The sequence below is a fragment of the Carboxylicivirga linearis genome, from assembly GCF_018271995.1.
Classification (GTDB): domain Bacteria; phylum Bacteroidota; class Bacteroidia; order Bacteroidales; family Marinilabiliaceae; genus Carboxylicivirga; species Carboxylicivirga linearis.
In genome coordinates, this window is the sequence record NZ_JAGUCO010000027.1 from 1 (window position 1) to 18,988 (window position 18,988).

Sequence of the window (18,988 nt, forward strand, 5' to 3'; positions counted from 1 at the left end):
GCCGTTCTCCGTTGTACCAATGAGTTTAACCATAAACAAAAATTTTGTGGTAAATAATTTTCATCGGCTGCAAAACTAATTTATTAGCAGAAAAACCGGATTGAATGCAATTGAAATAAAAATGAAAGGCAAAAACGGCTTGTTTGAAAAAAAATCAAAAAAATTTAATTTCTTTTTTCTCCGTTATTTTGCGTCAAAAAGTATAGTAAAATGTATGATAGGCAATTTTTAAACCTCGCCTAAAAAGCTCTGTATATTACTGTTTATTAGCCTGATATAAATTATTTATTTTTCGTTCGGATATACTTTTTATACATTGTGTTTTATTTGCATGTTGAAAGCTGAGTGAATCGTTATTATGTGATCTTAAAAATGTCTTATAAATCAGATTGAAAAAAGGGAATTGAGATGGTTGTTTTGGTACCTTCTATTTCTTTCCTGTTATTTAATTCTAACCTTCCTTTATGTAATAAGGTAATTAAATTGGTCAGATATAATTCTATTGAATTAGTTCTTTTAAATTGATAATTCTGATTTTCAATAGAATTGAAGAAATGTTGTATTTTAATATCATCATATGGACTTCCCGTATCTATTATTGAAATGAGTATGTTCTCTTCTTGCGTGGTTACCTCAATTTTTATTTCACCCTTACCTGTAAAAGCTAATGAACATTCAAGCAGAGAAACAATGGCTGTGTGCAGTAGTTTGTAATCTGCATTAATCTCAATGTCTGCAGAATTACTTTCAATTGATAATTGAATACCTTTGTCAGAAGCCTTCCCTTCATATTGTTGTAAAATGGATTTGATGATAGGTTTTATACTTAATGGTTTAAGTACTAATTGACTAACTCCTTTTAGATGAAGTTGTGAGATTTGAAGTGCTGAGAAGGAATATTTTTCCATTTTCTTTATGGATGAATCAAGCAGATTAATGATTTCCAATATATTATCATTGTGCTCATAAGCTTTTAATAGGCTAATAGCTCCAATAATTCCGTTTAATGGTGTTCTAATTTCATGACTTACAGAATTCAAAAAGTAGTTCTTAGCTTCATCGAGCTGACTAAGTTGTACATTTAATTCTTTCAGTTGTTTATTAGCAGTCCGTAACTCAATTGTTTTTTTGTCAACTTCAGTATTCAGCCAACTGTTTACATCAATTAATTTCTCTTTTGATTTTTTTAATTCAATATGTGTTTTTAGTCGTATCAAAAGTTCGCTTTGATTAAACGGTTTGGTAATATAGTCAATGCCGCCTGCAATAAAACCTTCTTCAATACTCTCAACGTCATGTCTTGCCGTCAGAAAGATGATTGGAATGTGATCTGTTTTTTTGTTTGATTTAATAACCTTACAAGTTTCAAAACCATTCATCTCAGGCATCATAATGTCAAGCAAAATAGCATCAAATGCTCTTTTTTCTGTCCATGTGATTGCATCCTTACCTGAAGAGGCTATCTCCACTTCGTAATTATTATCAAAAAGGAGAGCGGCCAGTACTTGTAAGTTTTTAGGGTTGTCGTCAACGATTAATACAGAACTTTTCATGTATTTAATTTGGTTATTTAGTTTGTTCATCATTCAATGTACTTATTGAATCAATGAAAGGTTCAAAACTGGATATTACTTTTGGGAGTTGTTCAAAATCGAAAGCGTTGATTGCATTGTTAAGTTTAGCTGAATAATTTTTTAAAGGTTCCCATTTAATAAAAGTAAGCAGGTTGTTTAACTGCTTGGAAAAATTCTGTAATTCATTAATAGAAATTAATTCATTTAAGCCTTTCCAAATTGGAATTAGTGTATGTATCATCATTTTATTAATTGACTCCTTATCTTCATTTGTTAGATTTGTAGAGATTAAATAATCTTTAAATACGGCTAATTCCATATTGGGTTGAGAAGAAATATTATTAATGATAATATTACTATTGTGTAGCTCACCCGTAAAGCTGATGTTAGGTATTCTGATAATAAAATTGCTCCCTATAGATGGCTTGCTGTCAACTGTAATATTGCCACCCATTTCATTAACAAGTCGCTGAACAATAGATAGACCCAAGCCTGTTCCTTTATATTCTTTATTATTGTTTGACTCTTCTTGTATAAAAGGTTCAAATATTCTTGTTTGTCTGTCTTTATCAATCCCTATTCCTGTGTCTTTAACCTGTATAACCAAACTTCCATTTTGGCAGTTTTTATTGTTATAAAATGCATATTGAACATAAACACTTCCTTCTTCTGTAAATTTTAATGCATTATTAATTAGGTTGATAAGAATTTGTTTAATTCTAAGCGCATCAATAAGAATGGTATTAGGAATGTCTGTTTGCTTATCAATAATCAGTTGAAGGCCTTTTTCCTTCGCAAAAAGTTGAAATGTTTGTTTAATTTCCTGAATCAAAGTAGAAATATCCGTATTTTCAATTTTGAATGATAATTTACCGGAATTGATCTTTTCTAAATCAAGCAAATCATTAATTAGTTCAAGCAATAACTTACCACTTGATTGGATGGAATGTATATAATTGCTGAAAGGTGCTTCAGTAATATGCTTACTTAATAAGTTAGTGAATCCTATAATGGCATTCATAGGAGTCCTAATCTCATGAGACATGTTAGCCAAAAACTTTGACTTAAGTTCATTGGCAATATTACTTTTATTTCTTTCAATTACGAGTTGATTGAGGAGTTCTTTAGAATCTGTAATATTTATTAAGATGCCAATTTGGTTATCGTATTCTTTGGGACTAAACTGGCCAAGGAATTTTACCCATATATATATGTTTTTAATTGTTAGTAGTCTGAATTCTACACTTATATCGCTGAGATTATCTTGTTGTAATTTACTAACCTGCTCAGTAATTAATTCAATGTCTTCGGGGTGAATTCTTGATAAAATCCAGTTCTTATCTACCTTCTTTCCATTAAAATCATAACCTGTCATATTGGTAAAGACAGAGTTACAATTAAACATTTCAGATACAAAGTTATATTCGAAGTAAGATATATTTCCGGCATTCATGGAGAATTCCAGTTTATCCATTAGTTCTTTTAACTGTTTCTCCTTTCTAACTCTTTCGCTTATGTCGATCCGAATCTCGGCAATTTGTTTTTGACCATTCTCTGCAATAAAAGGATACGTTGTAACTTGAAAGGATGAATTAGGCAGGTTACGGGTAAAGGTTTTTACATTTAAGTTATCGTTCAATAAAGGACAATCATTGCATTGTTCTTTAAGATTACAAAAGTACTGATGGCATTTTTGATTGAGTTTAGTTATGTCTTCATTACTGTGGTAAATAATGTTTTTATTCTCATCAACAATGTTTAATGTGGTATTAGTTGATTTAAGAATTTGTTGCAATTGTTTGTAAACAGTCGAAAGCTCCTTTTCGGTTTTTTTAAGATCGGAAATGTCAATCATAAAACCAATCAATTCGATAGGAGTATTATTTTCATCTACTACAACTTTTACAACATCTCTCATCCAAATAATAGATCCATCTTTTTTGATTACCCGATATTCAAAAATATGGTCATTTCCTGCCAAAGATTCATTATTGCAATAGTTTAGTGCATAGTCTGAGTCATCAGGATGGATGGCTTTGGCCCACTCTTGCATATTGGGCCATTCTTCCGGTTTGTAACTGGTAATGTTTTCGACTTGGTTACCAATAAATGTAAATTCAGTAGTTTTAAAATCTAATCGCCAAGGTACACCATGCAGTGAATTTATAAGCAGATTAATGGAGTCGACGTTAAAATTTGACTTTTTTGCTTGCTTTTGAGTATATAGTTTAACTTGATCATTAATGGTCTGTTGGATTGTTTCAAGTAACCCTTTTTCCCTTGAATCTATGGTAATTTCATTTTCGTAGAATAGGGTGATACAACCTAGTTTGATTGAATTTAAAGTAATAGGACATGCTAATAAATTTGTAAAAGCAAATGCGTATTGACTGTTACTAAACTCTTTTTTATTTAGTTGAGTACATTTATTTTTCGTTTTTAGGATTTCATAGAGTTCATCATCGCTTTTAGGAATTGGGATATTACTATTTGATTGGATAAAGATATGATCGCATTCAAACTGGATTTTTAACTCTACCAACGAACTCTTAGTTGTCTGCTCCAGCATTTCTAATAGCTTTCTCCAGTTATTTATCAACCCCTCTAGCATAATATCAATTTCTGTGTTTACTTACAGTTGAACGTATTTGTTTTTAATGGCATACATAACCAAACTTGCACTATTTTTGCAATTGGTTTTTGATAGCAAATTACTTCTGTGTCCTTTCACTGTTAAAGCGCTGATAAAAAGTTTTTCAGCAATTTCTTCATTAGTTAATCCATTGCAAATCTCTCTCAAGACTTCAATTTCCCTTTTGGATAAAGTTATTTTTGATGAAGTTGAATTGTTAATAGGATTTCCAATATTATAAATAATCTTTCTTAATAATTCATTTGAAAAGTAGCTTTCTCCATTAATAACATTATGGATAGCTCGTTCAATCTCTTTTATACCGCTCTTTTTTAATAAAAAACCTTTTACGCCTGCTTCAATCATTTTGTAATAGTATTCTTCTTCACCATTCATTGATAATGCAAGAACTTTTAATTCCGGGTTTTTATGAATTGCCAATTTGGTTGCCTCGTATCCATCCATTACAGGCATGGATATATCCATAATAACCAAATCTGGTTCTTTCCCTTCATAATTTTCAAGGAAATGTTTGCCATCACTTGATTCTCCAACAATAGTTCCAATTCCTTCAAATTCAATTAGGTTCCTTAAGCCTTCCCTAAATATTAGATGATCATCGACAAGATATAGTTTTGCAGTACTCATTACGTTATATGTTGATTATTCGTTTAATAAATTTATTTTCACATGGGTTCCTTTACCCGGTTCGGAAGTCATTTCAAACAGTCCCCCTAAGGATAACACTCTGGCTTTTATATTACTTATTCCAAAACCATTTCCTTTTTTATTGATCTCAGTAAGTTTAAATCCAATCCCATTGTCGTAGTATATTAGTTTTACTCCATGATTAGATTCAATTTTCATTGATATTAATTTAGCATTCGCATACTTGAGAGAATTATTGATTAGTTCACAGAAAATCCTATAAATAGTTATTTCTAGTTGAGTGTTTAGTCTGGATTTAAAGCTATTACTGTATTTAAACTCAATTTCAGATACATTTTTCAATCTTTGAATAAACTTTTGAATAGCAGTATCTAAACCAAAACTATTTAAGGTGTTAGGGCTAATATTATTAGATATTTCCTGTATGCTATCAAATGTTTCTTCAATTGTTTCTTTCATCTTATTAATGATGATAGATTTATTAATATTAGCGTTGGGTTTATCAAACCACTCCAGGTATAACTTTGTAGTAGATAGTAAAGGGCCGATTCCATCGTGTAACTCTTGAGCAAACCTTCTTCGCTCTTTCTCTTCTGTTAAGATAATGGTCTGCATTTCTTTCTTACGAGCCTCTTTTCTTGCCGAAATATCTCTTAAAGAAATCATGGCAGCATTTTTACTCTTATTATTAATAGGGTATGATCTTAACTCAAAGCTACGATCCATTTCTAGCTTTTTATTGAATATGCCTATTTCCATAGTGAAGCCTATTCCATTATCAACCATCAATAAGTTCTTAGAAAAATTAAATCTGTCCTTTTGTTTAAAAAGCTTGAGAATATTATTGTCCTTAGGATTTTGAATAAAACTATCTTTCAACTTTTTAGCTGCAGGATTTAGCTCAAGTATTTCCCCCATAAAGTCTGTTATAAAACTGGGGTCAGAGCTGGAATTAAAAATACTTCTGAATTTAACCTCTTCAGATTTCAAGTTTATAAATAACTTCTTCAGTTCTGTGTTTTTCAATTTAAGACTTTCAATCAAAGTTTGGTTTTCCATTTGCAAGTCAAATTGAGCAATGGCCTTCTGGATAACAATTAGTAGGTTTTCAGGATCGATTGGTTTATATATATATGAAAATATGCCTCCTCTATTAATTGCTTTACTAATGTATGTATGATCAATATGATCGGTTAAAATGATTTTCTGAATATTCGGATTTTTGCCTTTTAAATCTTCGAAAAACTCAATTAAGTCACCTCCAATATTTATGTAGTCTGAAACAATGAGTTTTATCTTATATTGATATAGATACTTCTGAGCTTCTTTTATATTTTGAGCATAAAATACAGAATAGTCTTTACCTTTAAATATTAGTTCAAAGAGTTGCAGGTTATTGCTGTAATTTTCTATAATTATTATTTTATTTTCTTTGATCGACATCCCCAAATGTATGATGATAGATTGATTAGCTTAGTAAAGATTCCAAAATAACCAAAATTCCTTTATTCCTATACCGTTAGTAGGTTTAAGTTAATTACAAAGAACTACACTATTAAACAAATGTAATATTGTAAGTGTCATGTTATAAGAATAATAAGAGTGTAATGGTGATTGGTGTTACTTACATAAAATAGACCTTTTTGTGTGGTAAATAGTACAAAAGGACTATAGTGATTACTTCTTTTAGTTAGTTTAATTATGGTATTAAAAGATCTATTCTAAGAGTGCCTAGTATTCTACTTTTATCCTCGAAAAACTAAAGTGCAAGATTATGAATAATACAATTTCAAATTCATATTTATTATTTCGTTTGCAAGAAGAACTTTTTGCAGTTAGTGTTCATAAAGTTCTTGAAATTATTGAGACCGGAGATGAACATCATATTACTCACCTTCCTAAAGCAGCAAGTTCTATTGCTGGAGTAGTCAATTTCAGGGGAGATGTAATACCTGTAGTAAACTCTCGACTAAAGTTTGATATGGATAATTACAGTGAAGGTGAAAAGTTTGTGGTAATTATCCTTAATCTTCAAATTAACGAACAAGAGCATGTTGTTGGTCTTAAAGCTGATAAGGTGGTGGATGTAATTGAGATTAAAAATGAAGATGTAAAACCCATACCGGAAGTTGGTCAGGGATACAATTCAGATTACATAGAAGGAGTGGTAAATAGAGCTAACAAGTTTATTATGCTTCTTAACCTGGAAAATGCCATCAGTTCAAATGAAATTGTCAAGTTAAAAGAGGACACTGTAGAAGATTAATCTATTCAAAGCAAATATCAACAATACTATAATTTATAAATTATGAAATGGAACAATATTAAACTTGGAGGTAAATTTGCGATTGCTTTCGGTATTATCATTGTTATAATGATTGGAACAGCCTATTGGTCAATAAGCGGTATTGGTGGAATTGTTACCGATGCAGAAGAAGTGATTGATGGAAATAAACTGAGAACTAATTTTGAAGATAAATATGTTGATCATTTATTATGGGCCAGTAAGGTTAATGAATTGTTGACCGATGAAAATGTTACCAGTCTGGAAGTAGAAACAGACTACCACAAGTGTGCATTCGGAGAATGGTATTACGGAAGCGGCAAACAAGAAGCAATTAATTTAGCACCTGAACTGGAACCATTATTAAATAAATTTGAACAGCCTCATAAAGATTTGCACGAATCAGCCATCAAGATCTCAGATGTGTTTGAACAACTGGACTGGCAAGTGGCTGTTTTGTTGCGACAAGCTGAGATTGATCACCTAAATTGGTTAGCCAAAGTTAAAGACGATATCTTTCTAAATAACACAAAAGAAATTGATGTTATTCAGGATCCCACAAAGTGTAATTTTGGTAAATGGTTACTTTCTGATGAATTAAAAGAGTTGAAAGCTCATCATACTGAAACTAATTCAATTATATCAGAATTGGAAAAAGCTCATGCCGAGGTTCACCTTAGTATTGATGAAGCAGAGAAGTTACTTGCCAGTGGCAAAAAAGAGCAAGCTAAAGCCTATTTTAATAATACCATTGAAAGGAATACAAAAAATACTCTGTCTAAACTGAATGAACTAAGTAATTGGTTTGAAAATGATTTGCAGGGAATGCAAGAAGCCAATCATATTTATCAGTCTGAAACAATGATTCATTTAAAGGAGATGGGGGACCTTTTTGAGGAAGTAGTTCATTCATCAACTAATTATTTGATGACGGATGAAGAGATGCTTAGAGAAGCAACAAGCACGAGGGTTGGTGTTATTATTTTCATTGTTATTGCTGTTGTTCTTGCTATTTTATTGGCTTTATTAATTAGCCGAAATATTCTGATTCCAATCAATAAATCACTCTTATTTGCTAATGATGTTGCTGATGGTGACTTAACTGTTACTATTGATGTTAATCAAGAAGATGAAATAGGAGAGTTAGCAGAGCGATTAAAGAGAATGATCGGTCGATTGAAAGATATTGTAACAGATATAAAAAATGGTTCAGACAATATTGCTGGAGCCAGTCAACAACTGAGTTCCGGGGCTCAACAAATCTCATCAGGAGTGAGTGAACAAGCCGCAGCGGCAGAAGAAGTATCTTCATCCATGGAAGAAATGGCTTCCAATATTCAGCAAAATACAGAAAACGCATTTAAAACGATGGACCTTTCGGGAAAAGTGTCAAACTCAGCCGAAAAAGTATCTGTCGCTTCAGAAGATAGTATGTTTGCTGTTCGAGATATCTTTTCAAAGATTAATGTAGTTGTTGAAATTGCTGAGAAAACAGATCTTTTAGCTATTAATGCTGCTGTCGAAGCAGCCAGAGCCGGAGATCAGGGGCGCGGATTTGCTGTGGTGGCTGCTGAAGTGAGAAAACTAGCGGAAAGAAGTCAATTAGCAGCAAGTGAGATTGTTGAACTAGCAGAAAAAGGATTAAGGATGACAGAGGAGTCCAATGGATTATTAAAGTCTATAGTGCCTGATATACAAGAGACTTCAAGGTTGGTTGAAGAAATAGCTACTGCAAGTAAAGAGCAGCAATCGGGTGTCGATCAGGTTAATATGGCTGTTCAGCAATTAAGTATGGTTACACAGCAAAATGCTTCATCTTCTGAAGAAATGGCAGGTAGTGCAGAAGAAATGGCTGCTCAGGCTGCTGATTTGGAGCGAATCACTCAATTTTTCACCATAAGTAACGATGATTTTGGTCGTTTTAAAAAAGCTTCCGATTCAATAAGTAAAAAAGCAAAAGCAGTTAGTAAATCAGGAAATGGTTTTGATAAAAAGCAAAAAGGTCAACCAATAATTGATTTAGGTGGATTAGATACTGACTATACCGGATATGAGCCCATGTAGTTAATGTTTGTAATCTATAAGAAAATTGAAAATAAAGACTTCAATTTCGGAGTCTTTATTTTTAAACTTGAATATGGAAAGATATGATGAGCGATACTTTCCCGTATTACAATAAACCACTTTCACGAACCTATTCATTGAAGTTCAGATAGACGAATTATTACATAACATGTAATGGTATTCTGTTTTTTCTTCAATTTATATATACAGTTATTTTCTATGGACGTTAATGATTTATCTAAATTTAAACACCTTTTTATTGAGGAAGCAACTAACCTTTTAAACTCAATGGAAAGGATTATTCTTAACCTAGAAAAGAACCCATCCGATGTAGAATTAATTCAAGAGGTTTTTAGGGTAATGCATACCATTAAAGGAGTTAGTGGTATGTATGGATATACCGCAATATCTGATTTGACACATCATATTGAAAATATCTTTGATTTAATAAGAAGCGGTTCGCTTAAAGTGGATAAAGAAATATTGGATACTACATTAATGGTAGTTGATCATTTATTTGCCTTACTCAAAGATGAAAAAGTGGAGGATCCTTCTCTTGCGCTAAAACAGAAAGAATTGATTCATTGGTGTGTTCAGTTTATAAAGGATGCCAAGGGGAAGATATTTATTAAAGAATTTGTTGAATCGGACTCTGAGTTAGTAACGTATAATGTTATTTTACACACCCACCAGAGTGTTGTTGATCGAAGAATCAATCTTTTTTATGCCATAAAAGATTTAGCAGCTATTGGTGAAATTAAGAATATTAGTCCACTTCCTGTACAGGATGATAATGAAGAAAGGTGGAGTATTTTTATTGTAGGCGATTTTTCATTCGATGATATTGAAGAGGCTCTAATGTTTGTTTATGAATACTGTATTATTAGAAAAGTAGCTGATTATAATATATTTGATGAAGAACAGAGTGATATCGTTCATGAAGAACTGGAAAAGGAAGAATTAGATTACATTGCCACAAGCAATAGACCAAAATCAACAGTTATAAATAAATCAGTTGGCTCAAATACAAATAAAGTAATTGAATCTATAAAACAAAACATTACTAGAATTTCTGTTGATTCAAGTAAGTTAGATTATTTGATGTATTTAGTGAGTGAACTGATTACCACCTCTTCGCAATTAAATATTTCAAGTCGATCAAATAGTGTAGCAACCATGTTGCCTCACATTCAAAAATTAGACAGATTATCCAAGTTGTTTAGGAATAATGCATTGGAAATTAGATTGATTCCTATAGGTGATGTGGTTCCAAAATTTAATAGGTTAGTCAGAGATGTATCCAACTCATTAGGTAAAGAAATAGAATTTGTGACAGAAGGAATGGAGACAGAGTTAGATAAAAGTTCTATCGATATGGTTACAGAACCGTTGGTTCACATGATAAGAAATTCCTTAGATCATGGAATTGAATTACCAGAAGAACGCTTGGCGAAGGGTAAAAGTGAGAAAGGAACTATTAAACTAAAGGCGAGTAGTTCGGGTAATGATATATTTATTGAAGTTTCGGATGACGGTAAAGGACTAGATAAAGATCGTATAATTGAGAAGGCTTTAGAGCAAGGTGTTTTAGATAGGAGTGAAGATCTATCAGATGAGCAAGTATTTAATATTATTTGTAAATCAGGATTTTCAACTAACGAAGTAGTCTCATCCTTATCTGGGAGAGGAGTAGGAATGGATGTGGTGAAGCAAAAAATATCTGAGATGAGGGGAGAACTGGATATTTGCAGTAGACCGGGAGAAGGAACTAAATTTACTATTAAACTGCAGCAATCAATTGCCATTTTGGATACTTTATTAGTTCGCTCTGGTAAAATGAAATTCTTATTGCCACTTTCTGATATAGAGGTCTGTTCTCAAATGCTATACTCTAATATTGATAAAAGGATTAAGTACTCAACTGTTGATTTTGAAAATGAACTAACTCCTTTCGTTTCTTTAAGAAACCTGTTTGATATAAGTGAAGAGAAACCTAAAATGGCAAAAATGGTTGTCATTCGAAAGAATAATAAGCGATTGGCATTCTTCACTGATGAAATAGTGGGCCAGCACCAGGCCGTTATTAAACCCATGGGAGAACTGGTTAAAAAGCATGAAGAAATTTCTGCAGCCAGTGTATTGGGTAATGGAGAAATTGCTTTTCTACTTGATACTAACATGATTAATCAAAATGTATATAAAAAAAGTGCGCTCTAAAAAAAATTGTAAGCAATACATAAAAGATTAGAAGCATAGCAAATAAGAGGAATTAAAGAAAGATTAGAAAACGACGAGCCTGTTTGTTAGCTCTCACTTTTAAATGATAAAGCTCTTTTAGTAATGAATAGACTTTACCTTATAATATTATTTGTTGTACTTAATAATTGGTGTTATTCCCAATTCTCAGAAGGGTTTCATTTAGAAACTTCTGTAACTGGAGATTTTATAAAAAACCTGGAAGGTGGTATAAATACTGAAAATGCTTATATAGGAATGGAAGACCTTGCCATTACCCTTAATTTCGAAGAAATGGGTATCCTAAAGGGAGGATCTTTATTTTTGCATGGACTGAATACTCATGGTATAACTCCATCTACCGATATTGTTGGTGATTTGCAGGTTACATCCAATATTGAATCAGGTAATTATACCGGTATGTACCAATATTATTATCAACAACAAATAGGTAACTCGAAATTTCTTATTGGCCAGCACGACTTAAATTCAGAATTTGTTGGAACTGAATATGGAGGAACATTTATTAATAGTTCGTTTGGAATATCCCCGTCAATATCCTTGAATATACCGGTTTCTATTTATCCAATGGCATCATTAGCGTTTATATACACGTATGAGAAACCTTATAGGTTTATTTATAAAATAGGAGTTTATGATGGAGATCCTGGTAATCCGGAAAACAATCGATATAACCTCCAGCCCAATATTAGTTTGACAGAAGGGCTGTTGTTTATAAGTGAAATTGAGTTTTTTAGATTAATTAATTGTTTGCCTGAAAATATCAAATTCGGCGCCTATTATCATACCAATGATTTTACTAATTACAATGATACCACTATAACCCAGAAGGGAAACTATGGTGGATATTTTGTTTCTGATAAAGTAATTTGGAGTGGTTTTAATCATCCTCATTCTTATTTAACTGCTTTTCTGCAAGGAGGACTTGCGCCTTCTAAAATCAATCAGGTAAACTACTACATTGGTGGAGGTTTGCACTTAAATGGTATGCTACCCAATCGTTTTCAGGATGCTTTGGGAATTGCGTGTGCTTATGCAAATATGAGTCGTGCATTCCGTAATTTAGACAAAACCATTGATAAAGGCGAATTATCAATAGAGTTTACTTATAAAATCCACGTTTTTGAACATTACTCTGTTCAGCCCAACCTACAATATGTTATAAATCCCGGAGCAAATAGCAAGTTGAATAATGCTTTGGTAGCAAGCATGAGATTCAATATTTTTTTAGAAAATTAAAGGTATAGGGAAGGCTGCAATTTAATATCTATTGAAAAATAAATATTGTAGTTTGTTGTTGCACAAAGCAATAAGAATAATAAGGAAAATTCATTGCTTTAAATCCCTTGTTTTATTGAGTAAATTGCATTGTTTTGCATCGTAAATTATATATATACGAATCATGTTAGGAAAATACATCCGATTAATAGTTGCTATTCTTATAATAATATCTTCAGTTATTCTTTTTATATATGGCTTTGTTGGCTGGGGCGTGCTTGCCGTAATCATCTCCTTGCTTTTTGTTTTGTTTCAGTTTAAGAATGAAATGAATTTGCTTGCTTTTTCTTTTATCAGGAAAAATAAGTTTGCAATGGCTGAAAAGATTCTATTGAAAGTAAAACATCCTGAAAATATGATGAAGAGTCAAGAGGCATACTATTATTATCTTCTGGGGTTAACTCAAGCTCAAACTCATCAATTAAATCTGGCTGAAAAAAGCTTGAAGAAAGCATTGTCAACAGGTCTTCGTTTGAATAGCGATCAGGCTATGGCAAAGCTTAGTCTTGCAGGTTTTTATTTATCGAAGAGGAATAAAAAACTGGCCAAAGTTCATTTAATGGATGCCAAGAAATTAGACAAGCAAAAAATGTTGACACCTCAGATTAGAGAGGTTGAAAACATGATGAAACGAATCTAAATGATCGTAATCGAATTGGAATAATTACAGAGGCTAACATCAATGCAATTGAAGTTAAGTCTTACAATATGCGGAAAAAATAAACGGGGATGGTAATTCATCCCCGTTATTTGTATTTACCAATGACACTCTTAGAAAAGAATTTCTAACTAATCTGTAACCGTAATGATAACTCTTTGATATCTTGTTAAGGATGGTTTTCCAGAGTCAGAAACTTCACAAATCATATGAATGGTTTCTCCTGATTTTGCATCTGATGGAATGGTGATCTTTGCCTTTGCAGAATGAAAGTCTTCCATTTTTTCACCAGAATAGTTACTTGCTTCTACATGTTGCCACCAACTGTAATTCAGCTTATCTCCATCCGGATCAATTGAATTGGAGGCATCCAATTTTATTTTAGATCCGGCTTTAGCTTCAATGTTGAGAGGCGTCTTTTTTAATCGTACCTCTGGGTGGTGGTTAGCTGATGCATAATTTTTTACACACCAATCAGCTCTAGCTGCAAAATCATTCTGAACAGCAGGCAGCCATCGCCAAATAGGCTTAAAATAGTCAGTTCTGATTGCAATTTCATCTTCTTTGCTCCAGTTTTCCATCATCTTCGACCAGCTATTATGAATACTTATTTGTCCGTCAGGATGTGTATAATCTGATGTCGGAGCCGGATCCATCCATACATTATTTCGTACGTTAATATATCGGCCACCCCAACCTCCATATCCTGGATTTTCTATATTACGAAGCCCTGTTGGAATGCTGTGTAAAAACGAAGGAGTATCACCTTCAGCATTGAATGCACCTGAATTATTTTCATAAATGGCACATAAAGAGCCATGATTATTTAAAACGTTATCCTGCATCCATTCAGCCTCAAAATAGCTATTTATCTCTTTAGGCAATACTTTGGGCCAGATGTAGGCCATACAATCAAATTGATCGGCAATGATGGTTGGAATATTATATTTTTCCCAGTTAGGGCGTATGTAATCCTGATATGTCCCATCCTGTTCCCATATTAAGAAGAGTCGCATTTTGGCGGCTGCTTCTTCCATTCTTTCTGGATAATCCTCTTCTATAATTTTAAGAGCACGAGAGATGGTATTACAACCTCCCCAGGCCTGCAGCCATACAGGTCGGTCATCACTCTTATCCAATAAAACATTTGCAATTAGTTCAGCACCTTCGGTTCTGATATCATCTTCTCCAACTCCTTCGATATTACCAACCTTCCATTTGCTAAGTAGATATTCAGGTGTAGGATAGTTAGGTGAGTGTTGTTGCAAGTTGTTATAAACCTTAGCATACAGTTCAATGTATTCTTTTACCCAGTCAACCGGGTGAAAAGCATTCCATCCTTTTCCGCCCACCCAATGAAACTGTGAGCTGCTGTTGATGATTCCTTCTACATCAAATTCGTTACATGTTAGTAGAAAGCGTACCATAGAAGCCCTGTCATCAGCCTCTCCATCGGTAGTAACAATTACTCGAGGTCTGGTATTTTGCCCTATGATTGCAGAATAATCCGATGAAAGTATAATTAAAAGGGCAATGGCTAATAATTTATTCATTGATTTTATTTTTTAAAACCAGAAAGAAGATATTAAGTAAGAAAACCAAAGAGACACTGTCCCTTTGGTAATTTTATCGGATAAAGATGTATTATTTTATGGTTTTTATATCGATTGAAGAATCCTTCATGCCCGGTGAAGTAACTGTTAAAGTAATATCACCGGCTTCTTTTGTACTTCTAATAATAACCAATGCTTTTCCTTTCCATGTTTTTCTGCTGCTAGCCACATAAAGATCTGTATCTTTTAAATTAGCATTATCTACTCCGGCAATTACCCCAGGGCCAGTTATGCTAAAACTTAGTTGATTCTCCGCATTAGGATTGAGAATGCCATTCGTATCCTTCATTCCGATTGAAATATACGATAAGTCCTGTCCGTCAGCTTTTAACTCTGTTCGGTCGGCAATTAAATCAATGGCTACGGCCTTGTCAGATGTTTGTAAAATAGTTGATTCAACTTCTTTACCATTTTCGAATCCAACTGCTTTTAATGTTCCTTTTTGATACGGAACACTAAAAGTGGCTTTAAATTGCTCAGCAACTGATGTTGGCTTTTCACCTATTAGTTCATCATTTAAATACAAGGCTACCTTTGGGTATTTCGAATACACTTCAACTTCAACGTTTTTTCCTTCATAGCCAGGCCAGTTCCAGCTTTCCCAGGTTGGCCAGACACCCCATGCAGTGACTATTATTTTTCCATTTTCAGGATTTGGTTCTTTAACAGCCATGTATAACTTTTCATTATCGTTATAAAGCATACTTCTGTAATGAGATATCGGTTTTCTCCACCCCATCAGGTCGATATCACCACAGTATGCACCATGCCAAGGGAATCGATCACTTCTGTAATGTTCGTCGGCATGTTCCCCAGGGTAATAATAGCCACCAATTCCCGACTCTCCCAGGTAATCCATGGCTGTCCACACAAAATCACCCAAAATGAAGTTATTCTTCTGAATTAAATTCCAATAGTAAAAAGCATCTCTTGGATAAGATTCGGTACTGAAAACAACTCTTGAGGGAACTCTTTCGTGATCTGATTCAGCCAGATGCAGCATGTAGTTGTAACCACAAACATCATGTTCGGCCATCAAAGGATCAAAAATTTCCCATCCTTCACCCCAGGATGTCATAGCTGATGTAACCGGACGAGTAGGATCTAACTCACGAACATGAGTGGCCAGCATGCGAGCTGTTTCTACTGCTTCAGGGCTCTTTCTTTCAATTATTTCATTCCCAATACTCCACATAATTATCGAAGGATGATTTCTGTCTCTATGAACCATCGCTTCAATATCTTTCTTCCACCAGTTATCGAAATGAAGCGAATAATCCATAGGTGCTTGCGGAGCTTTAGCAGTTCTCCAGCCATCGAATGCCTCATCAATAACTAACAAGCCAAGTCGGTCGCAAGCATCTAAAAAAGCTTCTGATGGTGGGTTGTGTGCGGTTCTTACTGCATTAAAGCCAGCTTCTTTAAGCAGTTCAACTTTTCTTTCTTCTGCTCGGTCAAAAGCAGCCGCTCCCAAACAGCCATTGTCGTGATGAACACATCCACCGTTTAATATGGTAGATTTACCATTCAATAAAAATCCTTCTTCAGCACTAAAATCTATTGTTCTAACACCAAATGATTCAGTTAACTTATCAACTTCTTTTCCTTCAGATACAATAGATATTTCTGCCGTATAAAGGTTGGGTGTTTCAGTGGTCCATAGCTTAGGATTAGTGATAGTAAGTTCATTTATAACCTTGAGCACACTATTAGCTTCTAATTTTACTTTTTTCTCTTGAATGCTAACTTCTGTATTTGACTGATCTTTAATTTGAATTCTCAATAAAGCCTCTTTAGCTAAATCTGTTTCATTATAGATATTGGATTCAATCTTAACTAAGGCTTTAGTATTATTTGCAACAGGAGTAGTTATTGCCAGTCCCCATTCATCAAGAAGAATAGGTTCAGTCACCTGCAGCCAAACATGTCGGTAAATACCAGATCCACTATACCATCTGCAGTTTCTTTGAATTGAATTATCGACTTTTAAGGCAATTACATTTTCCTTTCCAAATTGCAGAAATTGTGATATGTCGTGTTTGAAAGATGTATATCCGTATGGGTGCACTCCCAGAGAGTTTCCATTAACAAATACTTCGGCATTCATATAAACGCCTTCAAAATAAATGGACACTTTTTTTCCATTGTAGTCTGCAGGGACGCTAAATGATTTTCTGTACCACCCAATTCCTGCAGGAAAATAGCCTCCATCATTACTGGTAGGGTTTGATTGCTTTACTTGTCCTTCGATGCTCCAATCGTGCGGTAAATCAAGTGTACGCCACGATGAATCATCAAACTCTGAGATACTGGCTTTTTCAATGTCTCCCAAGTGAAACTTCCAGTCATTACTAAAAAACTGTTTGCGATTTTCGCTTTCATTTTGTGGATTGCAGGCAATAAATGCACTTGCCATTGAAATTAATAAACCGATTAAAATAAATCCTTTTTTTTTCATAAATCACTTTGTCTTTGCTATAAATTTAGTAAACAACTTTACCAGGGCTTTTTGTATTGTTCTATATTATCTGTTCTTCAAAAATGTAAACTTATCGAATAAAAATAAATAGTCTATAAACTCAACGAAACAATCTAAAGTTATTACTTATCAAGTTGAATGTTTTTATAACAAGAAGTCACTAGCATCGATATTCAAATTCAAAAATACTGAAATCCGATGTTTTCAATAGACGGAATTTTACCTTATGAGGTCTATATTTAGTCATTTTGTAGTTTGTATGTTTAGTTGGATTAAGTCCTTTCTGAAGTTTTAATGGCTAATTGTTAAAAGGTCTATCTTTGTTATTCAACCGAAATAGTATTAGCAACTATACTTTAGTAAATAGGAATTTTGAATGACATATCTAAAGATAAATATATGTTGGCTATAATAGTATGGCTTATTTCAGGGAAGCCTTTAAAAGTAAATTTGGTGTTCTGCCCTCAGAGTATATTTCAAAATTAGAGTAACTAATCTGTTAATGAATTTTTGATACAATTCTTTCTTCAAAAATTTCTAATGACTTTGATAATCTCAAAGACTTTTTTTATTACTGAGTTTAATTGTTTGGCGTTTTATGAGTGCATAATTGTATAGTAATTAGCGTTAAATAGTGATTGAAGCTGGTCTGTAAGGACCGGCTTTTTCATTGATTTATAATGCACACAAATGAATACAAACTGTTTTTATCTATTACTTGTACTAAATGATACTCTTAAAACAGTTTTTTTTGCTATTTTTAAATAACAATATAAATAATAGCCTTGGGGGTGCATGTTAGTTGAAACTGAAGATTTAAATGAATTCTTATTCATAGAGTTTAAAGAAGGCAATGAATCGGCCTTTGAACATGTTTTTAAAGCCAATTATGATGCTATAGTTGGTTTTTGTTATCAATTTATTTTCGATCATGATAAAGCTGCCAGCCTGGCGCAGGAAGCATTCATTAATCTTTGGATGAACCGTGAGAAGATTGAATCATCCAATGGTATAAAGTCTTTTTTATACACCTTCGCAAAATCCGCATGTCTTAATTTTATTCGTCATCAAAAAGTAGTAAAAAGGTACGAAGATCAGCATCTGCATCAGATGGAGAGTAATATTAATGCCGAAGTATTGAACTCCTTCGATTTTGATTCCATCGAATTTACCGAAATGGAAGAATTGATTTATCGAGCAATAGATGAATTACCTGAAAAATGCAAGCAGGTTTTTATGATGAGTCGATTTGATGCAAAGAAGAATAAGGAGATTGCTGAGGAACTTCAAATATCAGTAAAATCAGTAGAAGCGAATATCACAAGAGCCTTAAAACAATTAAGTATAAAATTGGCGGAATTCTTACCAGCTGTGTTAGTTCAATTAGTGATTCGTTACCTTTCGTAACATTTTTTAAAATTTTCTTCATTTTGATATAGGGTGTATCCATGTTTGCGTGTACTAATGGTATAAAGCAAAAA

At 33.1% G+C, this 18,988-nt stretch carries 12 protein-coding genes; 6 read left to right on the forward strand and 6 right to left on the reverse strand.

Features of this window, described 5'->3' with window-relative positions:
- Positions 1-377: 377 nt before the first annotated feature.
- Genes KEM10_RS20365 through KEM10_RS20380 form a run of 4 tightly spaced genes read right to left on the reverse strand, consistent with a single transcriptional unit; the run spans position 378 to position 6,318 of the window.
- Positions 378-1,553 carry a hybrid sensor histidine kinase/response regulator gene (locus tag KEM10_RS20365; RefSeq protein ID WP_212218923.1) on the reverse strand — a complete coding sequence of 392 codons (1,176 nt, stop codon included), beginning with the start codon at positions 1,551-1,553 and terminating at the stop codon, positions 378-380.
- A 13-nt stretch (positions 1,554-1,566) separates the two neighbouring features.
- Complete coding sequence (locus tag KEM10_RS20370) at positions 1,567-4,185, reverse strand: PAS domain-containing protein (protein WP_212218926.1); 2,619 nt, start codon at positions 4,183-4,185, stop codon at positions 1,567-1,569.
- A 21-nt stretch (positions 4,186-4,206) separates the two neighbouring features.
- The gene (locus KEM10_RS20375) at positions 4,207-4,854 is read right to left on the reverse strand and encodes a response regulator transcription factor (protein ID WP_212218929.1); all 648 of its coding nucleotides are present in this window, start codon (positions 4,852-4,854) and stop codon (positions 4,207-4,209) included.
- Positions 4,855-4,869: 15 nt separating this feature from the next.
- Positions 4,870-6,318, reverse strand: coding sequence for a response regulator (locus KEM10_RS20380; protein WP_212218932.1), 1,449 nt, complete (start codon positions 6,316-6,318; stop codon positions 4,870-4,872).
- 331 nt (positions 6,319-6,649) lie between these two features.
- Here KEM10_RS20380 and KEM10_RS20385 point away from each other — a divergent pair, with 331 nt between their 5' ends.
- The 5 genes from KEM10_RS20385 to KEM10_RS20405 all read left to right on the forward strand — a co-directional run bounded on the left by KEM10_RS20385 (position 6,650) and on the right by KEM10_RS20405 (position 13,397).
- Positions 6,650-7,141: a chemotaxis protein CheW gene (locus KEM10_RS20385; protein ID WP_212218935.1), complete on the forward strand. Its 492-nt coding sequence runs from the start codon at positions 6,650-6,652 to the stop codon at positions 7,139-7,141.
- Between the two features lie 42 nt (positions 7,142-7,183).
- Positions 7,184-9,223: a methyl-accepting chemotaxis protein gene (locus tag KEM10_RS20390; protein ID WP_212218938.1), complete on the forward strand. Its 2,040-nt coding sequence runs from the start codon at positions 7,184-7,186 to the stop codon at positions 9,221-9,223.
- A 219-nt stretch (positions 9,224-9,442) separates the two neighbouring features.
- Entirely contained in the window at positions 9,443-11,440 is a 1,998-nt protein-coding gene (locus tag KEM10_RS20395; protein ID WP_262897945.1) for a chemotaxis protein CheA, read from the forward strand.
- A 123-nt stretch (positions 11,441-11,563) separates the two neighbouring features.
- Entirely contained in the window at positions 11,564-12,718 is a 1,155-nt protein-coding gene (locus tag KEM10_RS20400; protein ID WP_212218944.1) for a carbohydrate porin, read from the forward strand.
- Between the two features lie 163 nt (positions 12,719-12,881).
- On the forward strand, positions 12,882-13,397 hold the full coding sequence (locus KEM10_RS20405) for a tetratricopeptide repeat protein (protein ID WP_212218947.1): 516 nt from the start codon (positions 12,882-12,884) through the stop codon (positions 13,395-13,397).
- A gap of 149 nt (positions 13,398-13,546) precedes the next feature.
- Here KEM10_RS20405 and KEM10_RS20410 read toward each other — a convergent pair whose 3' ends face one another.
- Both KEM10_RS20410 and KEM10_RS20415 read right to left on the reverse strand, forming a co-directional pair.
- Positions 13,547-14,968, reverse strand: a complete 1,422-nt coding sequence (locus tag KEM10_RS20410; protein WP_212218950.1) for a DUF1593 domain-containing protein — start codon at positions 14,966-14,968, stop codon at positions 13,547-13,549.
- Between the two features lie 91 nt (positions 14,969-15,059).
- Positions 15,060-17,486 (reverse strand): glycoside hydrolase family 2 TIM barrel-domain containing protein, encoded by a 2,427-nt coding sequence (locus KEM10_RS20415; RefSeq protein WP_212218953.1) that lies wholly within the window; start codon positions 17,484-17,486, stop codon positions 15,060-15,062.
- A gap of 816 nt (positions 17,487-18,302) precedes the next feature.
- On the opposite strand from KEM10_RS20415, the gene KEM10_RS20420 reads away from it, so the two are divergent.
- On the forward strand, positions 18,303-18,914 hold the full coding sequence (locus KEM10_RS20420) for an RNA polymerase sigma-70 factor (protein ID WP_212218955.1): 612 nt from the start codon (positions 18,303-18,305) through the stop codon (positions 18,912-18,914).
- Positions 18,915-18,988 lie beyond the last annotated feature (74 nt).

Excerpts from the sequence above, each read along its gene's own strand:
- KEM10_RS20365 (WP_212218923.1), bottom strand. The coding sequence starts at position 1,553 with ATGAAAAGTTCTGTATTAATCGTTGACGACAACCCTAAAAACTTACAA.
- KEM10_RS20370 (WP_212218926.1), bottom strand. The coding sequence starts at position 4,185 with ATGCTAGAGGGGTTGATAAATAACTGGAGAAAGCTATTAGAAATGCTG.
- KEM10_RS20375 (WP_212218929.1), bottom strand. The coding sequence starts at position 4,854 with ATGAGTACTGCAAAACTATATCTTGTCGATGATCATCTAATATTTAGG.
- KEM10_RS20380 (WP_212218932.1), bottom strand. The coding sequence starts at position 6,318 with ATGTCGATCAAAGAAAATAAAATAATAATTATAGAAAATTACAGCAAT.
- KEM10_RS20385 (WP_212218935.1), top strand. The coding sequence starts at position 6,650 with ATGAATAATACAATTTCAAATTCATATTTATTATTTCGTTTGCAAGAA.
- KEM10_RS20390 (WP_212218938.1), top strand. The coding sequence starts at position 7,184 with ATGAAATGGAACAATATTAAACTTGGAGGTAAATTTGCGATTGCTTTC.
- KEM10_RS20395 (WP_262897945.1), top strand. The coding sequence starts at position 9,443 with ATGGACGTTAATGATTTATCTAAATTTAAACACCTTTTTATTGAGGAA.
- KEM10_RS20400 (WP_212218944.1), top strand. The coding sequence starts at position 11,564 with ATGAATAGACTTTACCTTATAATATTATTTGTTGTACTTAATAATTGG.
- KEM10_RS20405 (WP_212218947.1), top strand. The coding sequence starts at position 12,882 with ATGTTAGGAAAATACATCCGATTAATAGTTGCTATTCTTATAATAATA.
- KEM10_RS20410 (WP_212218950.1), bottom strand. The coding sequence starts at position 14,968 with ATGAATAAATTATTAGCCATTGCCCTTTTAATTATACTTTCATCGGAT.
- KEM10_RS20415 (WP_212218953.1), bottom strand. The coding sequence starts at position 17,486 with ATGAAAAAAAAAGGATTTATTTTAATCGGTTTATTAATTTCAATGGCA.
- KEM10_RS20420 (WP_212218955.1), top strand. The coding sequence starts at position 18,303 with ATGTTAGTTGAAACTGAAGATTTAAATGAATTCTTATTCATAGAGTTT.